The sequence below is a fragment of the Isoptericola sp. NPDC057391 genome (genome assembly GCF_042668085.1).
Taxonomy (GTDB): Bacteria; Actinomycetota; Actinomycetes; order Actinomycetales; family Cellulomonadaceae; genus Isoptericola.
In genome coordinates this window covers 1-8,360 of the sequence record NZ_JBHVBO010000179.1, presented here as the reverse complement: position 1 = coordinate 8,360, position 8,360 = coordinate 1, and the positions used below count along the sequence as shown (strand labels likewise).

Below are 8,360 nucleotides of genomic sequence, written 5' to 3'. Positions count from 1 at the left end.
CCACCGCAGCGGTGGCGCCCCGTCGTGTCAGCGGGTCACTTCTTGAACGCGTCCTTGGCGTCGTCGCCCGCCTGCTTGAGGTTCGCGCCGGCCTGCTGGGCCTTGCCCTCGGCCTCCTTGCTCTCGTCGTCGGTGAGCTTGCCCGTGGCCTCCTTGACCTTGCCTTCGGCCTCTTCCGCCAGGTGCTTGGCCTTGTCTCCCAGTCCCATCGGGGCTCCTTCCGTCATACGAACGACCTCGAAAACCGACCGTAGGCGCCCCTCCTCCGACTCGCACGCGGACGTCTCAGGCCGTGGTCAGGCGTTGCAGGAGCCGGCCGTACACGGGGCCGAGGAGACGCCTGTTCGCCGACCGCATCCACAGGGCGATGCCGAGCACCGACACGAGGATCACGGCCAGGACGGCGATCACGACGGGGTTGAGGAACAGCGTGAGCACGTCGTCGACGGGCAGCAGGTCCGTGAACTTCCCGACGACGTACAGCACCACCGCGGCGATGAGCACGGGGGCGGCGATCCAGCCCGAGAGGGCGTTGATCCGCCTGATCCGCCGGGAGAGGTTCGTGAACTCGTCGCCGCCGAGGTGCTGCTCGACCGCCGTGCACTGCTCGGCGAAGTCGTCGCGCAGCGGGATCGGCAGGTCGCGCTCGGTGATGATCGTGTGCAGGCGGCGCAGCTCCTCGGCCTGCTCGACGGTCGCGGACAGGACCGGTCCGACGTGGGTCACGTGTGTCTTCCGTTCTCCGGCCCCGGGGCGGTTCAGAGGCGGTTGAGGTGCAGTTCGGGCGCGTGGAAAAGGCACGCCGCCTCGCCGCGTGCCCACGGCATCCTTTCATCCGCGCCGGGCGCTCCCGGTCACAGGTCACCAGGCCGGCGGGCGCCGGTCCGCCCAGCGCAGCCGGTCCTCGAGCTGGGCGGCGAGGGCGAGGAGCGTCGTCTCGCCACCGGGCCGCCCGATCAGCTGGACGCCCATCGGCAGCCCGTCGTCGGTCCAGCGCGTCGGCACGGTGATCGCGGGCAGGCCGGCCACGTTGAGCATCGACGTCCACGGCGTGTACTGGCACTGCTGCTCGAAGTTGCGCTCCGGGTCCTCGGGGTCGAACCAGCCGAGGGGGCGGGGCGTCATCGCGAGCGCCGGGGTGACGACGGCGTCGAACCGCGACACCTGCGCGACCAGCCTGCGCTCGAACGCGGTGAGCGCGCGCAGGGCCTCCGCGAGCTCGCGCGCGGGCACCTGGCGTCCGCGGCCGATGAGCCACCGGGTGAGCGGCTCGAGGCGGTCGAGGCGTGCGGGGTCGTCGAGCGGTACCGCCGAGGCGCCCGCCATCCACAGGGTGCGGAACGCGGGGCCGTACGTCGGGTCGGGCTCGAGGGACAGCCCGTCGACCTCGTGCCCGAGCCCGGTGAGTGTCGCCACGCCGGCGTCGAGCGCGGCGCGCGCCTCGTCGGACGTCGTGATCGCGTAGAAGTCGTCCCAGGCGGAGTCGGTGGTGACGGCGACCCGGAAGCGGCCCTGCACGTCCTCGCCGCCGCTGCCGGCCACCTCCCCGCGCCGGGCCGCGGCCAGGTACTCCCCGGCGCGCGCCGACGGCGCGCGCAGCGTCAGGGGGTGCGCCACCCGGCCGTCCGGCGTGCGGGTGAGCATCCCCTCGAGCAGCAGCGCGGTGTCCTCGGTCGTGCGGGCGAGGGGCCCGTCGACGACCAGCCCGCCGAGCGACTCCTGCCCCGACCCGGCGGGCACGAGGCCGCGGCTCGGTTTGAGCCCGACGACGCCGCACGCGGCGGCGGGGATGCGCACCGACCCTCCGCCGTCCGAGCCCGGCGCGCACGGCAGCAGCCCCGCCGCGACGGCGACTGCGGCGCCGCCGCTCGACCCGCCGGCCCCGAGCGACGGGTCCCACGGGTTGCGCGCCACCGGCCCGGCCAGCGGCTCCGTGTAGGCGGGGAAGCCGAGCTCGGGGGCCGTCGTGCGGCCGAGGCTCACCATGCCGGCGGCGTCGAGGACGTCGACGATCTCGTCGCTCACCGGCGCCACCACGGCGTCCTCGCCGGCGAACGCGCGGGAGCCGAACCGGGCGGGCACCCCGGCGCGCAGCCACAGGTCCTTGTCGCCGCCGGGCAGCCCCCACAGCACGCCCCTGCCGGCTGGTCCGTCGCCGCCGTCGCGGGTGTCGCGCTCGAGGTGCGCCGCCCGCTCGCGCGCCGCCTCGGGGGTGACGCTGACGAACGCCCCCAGGCCGTCGTTCGCGCGCTCGATGCGGGAGAGGTAGTGGTCGGCCACCTCGGTCGGCGTGAGCTCGCCCGCACGCAGCAGGTCGCGCAGCCGGGTGGCGGTCATCTCGTGCAGGGCGTCGTCCATGGTCCGCACGCTACCCAGCCGCGTCGGCCGCCGACGCGGCGACCGACGCCGCCATCGTGCAGATCCTGGACGCCGGTCGGCTCCGGTCTCGTGTTCGGCGAGGATGGGCGCGTGAACCACGACCTCGTCCTCGCCGGCCACGGCCTGCGTCTGGAGCCGCTCGGCCCGCAGCACGCCGCCGCACTGCTCCCGCTCGTCGACGCCGACCTCTGGTTCGGCATGACGTCTCCCGTCCCGACCACGGTCACGGAGCTCGAGGCGTGGATCGCCGCGGGCGTCGCGACGCCGGACACGATGGCGTTCGCCGTCGTGGGCGACGACGGGACGGTGCGCGGCTCCACCCGCTTCTACGAGCTGGCGCCCGGGCCGCGCCGCGTGGAGGTCGGCACCACGTTCTACGGTCGCGACTGGTGGGGCGGCACCACGAACCCCGCCTGCAAGCTCCTGCTGCTGCGGCACGCGTTCGAGGAGTGGGGGATGCGCCGCGTGGCCCTGCGCGCCGACTCCCGCAACACCCGGTCGTGCGCGGCCATCCAGCGCCTCGGGGCACGACCCGAGGGCGTGCTGCGCAAGCACCGCGTGGCCGCCGACGGCACCGTGGGGGACACCGCGTACTTCTCGATCGTCGACGACGAGTGGCCCGACGTCCGCGCCGGCCTCGAGGCCCGGCTCGCGGCCGCGGACGCCGGCTCGGCGCTCGGCAGGTCGGCGGGCGCCGGCGGTGGGAGCCTGGACGGGTGACCACCGAGGACGCCTCCGCCGTCGACCCCGCCCCGGACACCCATGACGACCGGGCGTTCTTCGGCCACCCCCGGGGGCTCGCGACGCTCTTCAGCCTGGAGGTCTGGGAACGGTTCTCGTTCCTCGGGATGCAGGCGATCCTCGTCCTGTACTTCACCGCCTCGGTGGCGGACGACGGGCTCGCGATGGAGCCCGGCAACGCGGCGTCGATCGCCGCCGGCTACGGCACGATGGTCTACCTCGTGTCCGTGGGCGGCGGCTGGGTGGCCGACCGCGTCCTCGGCTCCTACCGCGCGGTCCTGTGGGGCGGGATCCTCATCGCCGCCGGCCACTACACGATGGCGGTCCCGGCGGAGATCTCCACCTGGGTCGGTCTCGTGCTCATCAGCCTCGGCACCGGGCTGCTCAAGCCGAACGTGTCCACGCTGGTGGGCAAGCTCTACTCCACCGCCGACGACCGCCGCGACGCCGGGTTCGCCCTCTACTACATGGGCATCAACGTGGGCGCCTTCGTCGGCCCGCTCGTCACCGGCTGGCTGGGCGCCGAGGTCGGCTGGCACTGGGGCTTCTCCGCCGCCGCGATCGGGATGACGGCGGGCCTGGTCCAGTACGTCGTGGGCCGGCGCCGGATCCCGGGCTACGGCCGTCCCGCCGAGGCGCCGCTGCCTCCGGACGCCGCGCGCCGCACCCGGCGTCTCCTGCTCGGCGCGGCGGCGGCCGTCGTGGTCGTCGTCGGCGTGCTGGCGCTCGTCGGGCGCCTCAGCGTCGCCGGTGTCGTCGACGCCCTCACCGTGATCGCGATGGTGGCGCCGGTCGTCTACTTCACGGTGATGTTCCGCAGCCCGCGCGTGACGACCGAGGAGCGCGGCCGGCTGCGCCCGTTCCTCGTGCTGTGGATCGCGTCCGTGGCGTTCAACTTCGTGCTGTTCCAGGCGTACTCCGTGCTGATCCTGCTGGCCGAGGACCACGTGCAGCGCACGATCTTCGGCTGGGACGTGCCGTCGGCCTGGTTCAGCTCCTACCTCGGCGCCGCCGAGGTGCTCGTCGCCCCGCTCGTCGCGGCCCTGTGGACGTGGCTGGGGCCGCGCCAGCCGCACGCCTCGAAGAAGGTCGCCCTCGGCGCGCTGCTCGGCGGCCTGTCCTATCTCGTCCTGGTGCCGGCCGTGAGCGGTCAGTCCGGCGACTGGCGGATCGCCGTCTGGTGGCTGCTGGTCTCGCTGCTGCTGCTCGGCCTGGGCGACGTGCTGCTGCAGACCACCGGCCTGTCCGCCACGACGAAGCTCGCCCCGCTCGCGTTCTCCAGCCAGTCGATGGCGGTGTGGTTCCTGTCCATCGCCCTGGCCAACGGCATCCAGGCGCAGACGGTCCGGTTCTACGGCGAGGTGCCGGACGGCGTGTACTTCGCGGTCAACGGCGCCGTGCCCGTGATCGTCGCCGTCGTCGTGCTCGCCCTGTCACCGTGGATGAGGCGCACGATGCACCCCGTCCACTGATCGACCCGAGCGCCGGAGGGACACCATGCGCATCGTCACCGACCTGCCCCACGAGACCACCGTCGAGGACCTGTGGATCCCCCTCGCCGCCGGGACGCGGCTCGCGGCCCGGGTCTGGCGCCCCGTCGACCCGACGCCCGTCCCCGCGATCCTCGAGTACCTGCCGTACCGGCTGTCGGACTGGACGGCCCCCCGCGACGCGCAGCGGCACCCGTACTACGCCGGGCACGGCTACGCCTCGGTGCGCGTCGACGTCCGCGGCAGCGGCAACTCCGACGGCTTCCAGGACGACGAGTACTCGCCCACGGAGCTCGCGGACGGCGTGGCCGTCGTCGAGTGGCTGGCGGCGCAGGAGTGGTGCGACGGCTCGGTGGGGATGTTCGGCATCTCGTGGGGCGGCTTCAACTCCCTCCAGATCGCGGCGCTCGCCCCCGAGCCGCTCAAGGCGATCGTGACGGTCTGCTCCACCGACGACCGGTACGACAACGACGTGCACTACACGGGCGGCTCGGTGCTCGCCGTCGACATGCACGCGTGGGCGGCCACGATGCTCGCCTTCTGCTCGCGGCCGCCGGACCCGGCGTACGTGGGGGAGGGCTGGCGCGAGCAGTGGCTCGACCGGCTGGAGCGCACGGAGCCGTTCGTCCACACCTGGCTGGACCACCAGACCCGCGACGACTACTGGCGCCACGGCAGCGTCATCGAGGACTACTCGACGATCTCGGCCGCCGTCCTCGCCGTCGGCGGCTGGAACGACCCCTACCGCGACACGGTGCTGCGCCTCGCCGCGGCGGGCGACGACGGCGCCCTGCGCGCCCCGGTCCGGGGCATCCTCGGCCCCTGGTCGCACCAGTACCCCGACCGCGGCCTGCCGCCCGGGCCGGCCATCGGCTTCCTGCAGGAGACGCTGCGCTGGTGGGACCACTGGCTCAAGGGCGCCGACCGGGGCGTGCTCGACGACCCGCCCCTGCGCGCGTGGATCAGCGAGTCCGTGCCGCCGGCCACGGTCTACGACGAGCTGCCCGGCCGGTGGGTGGGAGAGCCCTCGTGGCCGTCGCCGCACGTGTTCCCCCGCGAGCTGCCGCTCGTCGCCGACCGCGCCGACGACCCGCCCGAGGGCGGCCTGCGGACCACGACACCCACGGTCGAGGCGCTTCCGGGCGGGCACCCCGTGCCGACGTCGTGGCTGGTGGACTCGCCGTCGCACACCGGCGTGGACGCCGGCCGCTTCTTCCCGTTCGGCAACGACGCCGACCTGCCGCCCGACCAGCGGGAGGAGGACGGACGATCGCTCTGCTTCGACTCCGCCCCGCTCACCGCGCCGCTGGAGATCCTCGGGCGGGCGCGCGTGCGGCTGCGGCTCACGTGCTCGGGGGAGAAGGGGCAGGTCGTGGCGCGCCTGTGCGACGTCGGTCCCGACGGGTCGTCGACCCTCGTCACGCGCGGGGCGCTCAACCTCTCCGCCCGGCGCGGCCGCGACCGGGCGGTGCCGTGGACGCCGGGCGCCACCGAGGAGGTGACGTTCGAGCTCACCGGGACCGGCTACGCGCTGGCCCCCGGGCACCGGCTGCGGCTCGCGGTCTCGTCGGCCTACTGGCCGTGGGTGTGGCCGCAGCCCGGGGACGCCGTGCTCGCCGTCGCGGTGGGCGACGGCGCGCTGGAGCTGCCCGTGCACGACCGCGCGTCGGCGCACCCGCCGGTCGGGTTCGAGCAGCCCGAGCAGGCGCCGCCGCTGGGCGTCGTCTTCGGCGAGCCGGACGAGGCGCGCCCCGAGCGCCGCGTGGTCCGCGACGTCGCGGAGGGCCGCTGGCTGCTCGAGGTCGACCCGCGCTACGGCGGCACCCGCACCTACCCCGACGGCCTGGAGTTCACCGAGGACGCGCTCGAGCGGTACTGGATCGGCCGCGACGCCACGAGCGCCCGCACGCGCTCCGACTGGACGGTGCGGCTGCGTCGCGCCGCGGGCGACCCGCTGCCCGAGGGGATGACCGGCGGCTGGGACGCGAGCGTCGTCACCCGGTCGGAGATCACCTGCGACGAGCACGTCTTCCGCACGGAGAACGAGGTGGTGGCGCGCGACGGCGACGAGGTCGTCTTCGAGCGCCGGTGGACGCGGACGATCCCGCGCACCGCGGGCTGAGACCTACCTCAGCAGCGGGGCGACCTCCTGGCCGAGGAACGTGGCGAAGCCGTCGAGGTCGGGCTCGTCCCGTGTCGGCTGCGCGACGACGGTCGAGACGCCGAGCTCGGCGAACCGGCGCAGCCCGTCGGCGACCTCCTCCGCGGTGCCCCAGGTGGCGTGGTCGGCGAGGACCTCGTCGGACGACGCGTCGACGTCCCACGTCGCGAGGGAGGCCCGCAGCCGCTCGGCCGCGCCCGCACCGGTGGCGACCTGCGCGAACGCCACCGCCCGGAACGGGTGCGCGCTGCCCGTCCCGGACTCCGCGACGGGCGGCAGGCCGGCGGCCGCGCGGCCCTCGTCGAGCAGGGCGATCGCCGCGCGGGCGCCCGAGACGCCGGCGTCGCCGTCGATGACGACGCCGTCCGCGATCTCGCCGACCAGCCGCATCGTCCGGGGACCCTTCGCCGCGGCGACCACGGGCGGCGCGGCGGCGGGCGGCCAGTCGAGGGCGACGTCGTCGAGCGTCACGTAGCGGCCGGACGTCGTGACCCGCTCCCCGGCGAGCAGCGCGCGGAGCGCGGTGACCTGCTCGCGCATCAGCGTCAGCGGCGAGGACACCCGGGCGCCGACCTGGCCCATCCAGTCCTGCACGCCGTGCCCGACGCCCGGCACGAACCTGCCGGGGAACATGCCGTCGAGCGTCGCCGTCTCCATCGCGGTGAGCGCCACGTTCCGCAGCGGCAGGGGCATGACGCCGATCCCGACGCGTAGCCGCTCGGTGGCGGCGAGCATCGCGGCCGCCGCCGACGGTCCGGACTCGAGGAAGCAGTCCTCCCACAGCCACACCTCGTCGAGGCCGGCGGCCTCGGCGGTGCGGGCGAACGGGACGAACCGCGAGGGCGGGTTGCCGTAGGGCGCGAGGATGCAGCCGAGGGTCGTCATGCGCCGATCCTGCCCCAGGCCCGCCCGCCCGGGTAGCCCGTCAGCGCCGACGGACGCGCAGGACGGCGGAGTCCACCCGCGGCGGGGGCCGGAAGGCGCGCCGCGGCACGGGCGCTCCGACATCGAGCACGAACCGCCGCGCATGGCGCGCGCCCGGGGGCGTGTCGGCGAGCCTGCGCGCGGCGGCGCGCTGCAGCACCAGGTCGGCCGACAGCAGCCGGTCGGTGCCCAGCAGGGCGCGGACCAGCCGCGACGACAGCTGGTACGGCGGGCTCGACACCACGCGGAACGGGCGGCGCGGCAGGCGCAGGTCGGCGAGGTCGTGCGTCACGACCGTCACCGGGTCGTCGGCGAACCGGCGGCGCAGGGCCGCGGCGCGCCCGGGGTGCAGCTCGACCGCCAGCACGCGGGCTCCCGCCTCCAGCAGCGGTCCGGTCAGCGCGCCGTCGCCGGCGCCGAGGTCGAGCACCAGGTCGCCGGGGCGCACGGGTGCCTGCTCGACGACGCGGGCGGCCCAGTCAGCGCGGAGCGGGTGCCATCCCCAGTCGCGTCGTGACGCGCGCGCCTGCCCGGACGCGCGCACGGCGGATCACCATGAAGATCGACATGCCCGCGACCCTACGAGCCGCCGCGCGGTGCCCGCACGGCTTTTCCCCAGGACGTCGAGAAGGCGGCCGGCACCGTGGTCGGCCCTCGGCGGGACC

The 8,360-nt window shown here is 75.2% G+C and carries 8 protein-coding genes; 3 read left to right on the top strand and 5 right to left on the bottom strand.

What is annotated here, in order from left to right; all coding sequences use genetic code 11:
* Positions 1 to 35 precede the first annotated feature (35 nt).
* The 3 genes from ACFUVW_RS17545 to ACFUVW_RS17535 all read right to left on the bottom strand — a co-directional run bounded on the left by ACFUVW_RS17545 (position 36) and on the right by ACFUVW_RS17535 (position 2,358).
* Positions 36 to 209 (bottom strand): CsbD family protein, encoded by a 174-nt coding sequence (locus ACFUVW_RS17545; RefSeq protein ID WP_430572599.1) that lies wholly within the window; start codon positions 207 to 209, stop codon positions 36 to 38.
* A gap of 76 nt (positions 210 to 285) precedes the next feature.
* On the bottom strand, positions 286 to 726 hold the full coding sequence (locus ACFUVW_RS17540) for a DUF6097 family protein (RefSeq protein WP_430572598.1): 441 nt from the start codon (positions 724 to 726) through the stop codon (positions 286 to 288).
* A gap of 135 nt (positions 727 to 861) precedes the next feature.
* Positions 862 to 2,358, bottom strand: coding sequence for an amidase (locus tag ACFUVW_RS17535; protein ID WP_430572597.1), 1,497 nt, complete (start codon positions 2,356 to 2,358; stop codon positions 862 to 864).
* Positions 2,359 to 2,469: 111 nt separating this feature from the next.
* Here ACFUVW_RS17535 and ACFUVW_RS17530 point away from each other — a divergent pair, with 111 nt between their 5' ends.
* The 3 genes from ACFUVW_RS17530 to ACFUVW_RS17520 are packed head-to-tail and all read left to right on the top strand — an operon-like array spanning position 2,470 to position 6,732.
* A complete protein-coding gene (locus ACFUVW_RS17530) occupies positions 2,470 to 3,099 on the top strand; it encodes a GNAT family N-acetyltransferase (RefSeq protein ID WP_430572596.1) in 630 nt (209 codons plus the stop codon).
* Positions 3,096 to 4,592 carry a peptide MFS transporter gene (locus tag ACFUVW_RS17525; protein WP_430572595.1) on the top strand — a complete coding sequence of 499 codons (1,497 nt, stop codon included), beginning with the start codon at positions 3,096 to 3,098 and terminating at the stop codon, positions 4,590 to 4,592. The genes ACFUVW_RS17530 and ACFUVW_RS17525 overlap by 4 nt, the downstream gene beginning before the upstream one ends.
* Before the next feature lie 25 nt (positions 4,593 to 4,617).
* The gene (locus ACFUVW_RS17520) at positions 4,618 to 6,732 is read left to right on the top strand and encodes a CocE/NonD family hydrolase (RefSeq protein WP_430572594.1); all 2,115 of its coding nucleotides are present in this window, start codon (positions 4,618 to 4,620) and stop codon (positions 6,730 to 6,732) included.
* Between the two features lie 3 nt (positions 6,733 to 6,735).
* Here the strand turns inward: ACFUVW_RS17520 and ACFUVW_RS17515 are convergent, their stop codons facing one another.
* Both ACFUVW_RS17515 and ACFUVW_RS17510 read right to left on the bottom strand, forming a co-directional pair.
* A complete protein-coding gene (locus ACFUVW_RS17515) occupies positions 6,736 to 7,656 on the bottom strand; it encodes an LLM class flavin-dependent oxidoreductase (RefSeq protein ID WP_430572593.1) in 921 nt (306 codons plus the stop codon).
* A gap of 40 nt (positions 7,657 to 7,696) precedes the next feature.
* Positions 7,697 to 8,239 (bottom strand): rRNA adenine N-6-methyltransferase family protein, encoded by a 543-nt coding sequence (locus ACFUVW_RS17510; protein WP_430572592.1) that lies wholly within the window; start codon positions 8,237 to 8,239, stop codon positions 7,697 to 7,699.
* Positions 8,240 to 8,360: the final 121 nt, after the last annotated feature.